Here is a 1,268-nt window from a genome sequence, read left to right as displayed (position 1 = left end):
CTGTAAATCCGTCGGCGTATGCCTACCCAGGTTCGAATCCTGGACCTGCCACTGCGGTTCAGCGGCCGGGGGCCGGGACCTTACCAGCGGACGTCCCGGTAGGTGAGTTCGCCACGACCGAAGGCCCAGTGTCGGCGACGCCGGAAAACTGACCCCGTGTCGACGCCCGAATTTTGACCCCCTTCGACGGACTCTCGGCTTACCCGTCGAGAGGAGAAGGGAGTTGTTGTCAGTGGAGGATTGGGCTGAGATCCGCAGGCTACGTCGAGCGGAGAGGTTGCCGATCAAGGTAATCGCCAGGACATTGAAGATTGTGAGTCTTGAACCGGACTCCTTCTGGCGATCGGGCTGGCCATCCGGGCCTGCCAGGCCGGGCACCGCGTGCTGTTCGCCACCGCGAGCCAATGGGTCGCCCGACTCGCCGACGCCCATCACGCCGGACGCCTCCAACAAGAACTCACCCGGCTGGGCCGCTACCCACTGCTCGTCGTTGATGAGGTCGGCTACATCCCGTTCGAACCCGAAGCCGCCAACCTGTTCTTCCAACTGGTCTCCAGCCGCTACGAACGGGCCAGCCTGATCGTGACCTCCAACAAACCGTTCGGCCGCTGGGGCGAAGTGTTCGGTGACGACGTCGTGGCCGCGGCCATGATCGACCGCCTCGTCCACCACGCCGAAGTAATCGCCCTCAAGGGCGACTCCTACCGGATCAAAGACCGCGACCTCGGGCAAGTCCCAGGATCGTCAACCGAAGAATGAACACCAAGGGGGTCAATTTTCAACCGTCACAAAGGGGTCAATTTTCAACCGCTGTTGACACCTGACCGGGTTGGCGGCGGCTGTAGCTTCCCCAGGTGGCGCGCGAAATTGGTCAGGACGAGCTGATCGGCCATCGGACACTGGTCGGGCGGGCATCAGAAGCCGAAGTCGGGTAGCAAGCTGCTTAGGTCCACCGCATCGGCCACACCTGATGGACTCCGACTCGGCCTGCATGGTTTTCAGGCCTTGGTAGCCGACCGCTCACGGGACGATGACCGCGAGAAACAAGTACGCCGCGAGGAGCACCAAATGCACCTCGCCTTGCAGCCGGGTGGCCCGCCCGGGCACCACGGTCAACATGCTGACCACGACGGTCAACGCAAACAACACCATCTCGATGGCCCCGAGGCCGAGTGCCAGGGCGTCATGGGTCCACATCGAAACGACCGCGATGGCCGGGATGGTCAGCCCGATGCTGGCAATCGACGAACCGTAGGCGAGGTTGAGGC

At 63.1% G+C, this 1,268-nt stretch carries 3 pseudogenes; 2 read left to right on the top strand and 1 reads right to left on the bottom strand.

What is annotated here, in order from left to right:
* Positions 1–223 precede the first annotated feature (223 nt).
* Both F6Q13_RS17610 and F6Q13_RS17605 read left to right on the top strand, forming a co-directional pair.
* Positions 224–313: pseudogene (locus F6Q13_RS17610) on the top strand (hypothetical protein); the annotation flags it as partial.
* A 17-nt stretch (positions 314–330) separates the two neighbouring features.
* Positions 331–759 (top strand): annotated as a pseudogene (locus F6Q13_RS17605) (ATP-binding protein); the annotation flags it as partial.
* 261 nt (positions 760–1,020) lie between these two features.
* On the opposite strand, the pseudogene F6Q13_RS17600 reads toward F6Q13_RS17605, so the two are convergent.
* Positions 1,021–1,268: pseudogene (locus tag F6Q13_RS17600) on the bottom strand (ionic transporter y4hA); the annotation flags it as partial.

It is taken from the genome of Mycobacterium sp., from assembly GCF_008709575.1.
In the GTDB taxonomy this organism is placed as follows: domain Bacteria; phylum Actinomycetota; class Actinomycetes; order Mycobacteriales; family Mycobacteriaceae; genus Mycobacterium.
This window is presented reverse-complemented; position numbering and strand designations above follow the sequence as displayed.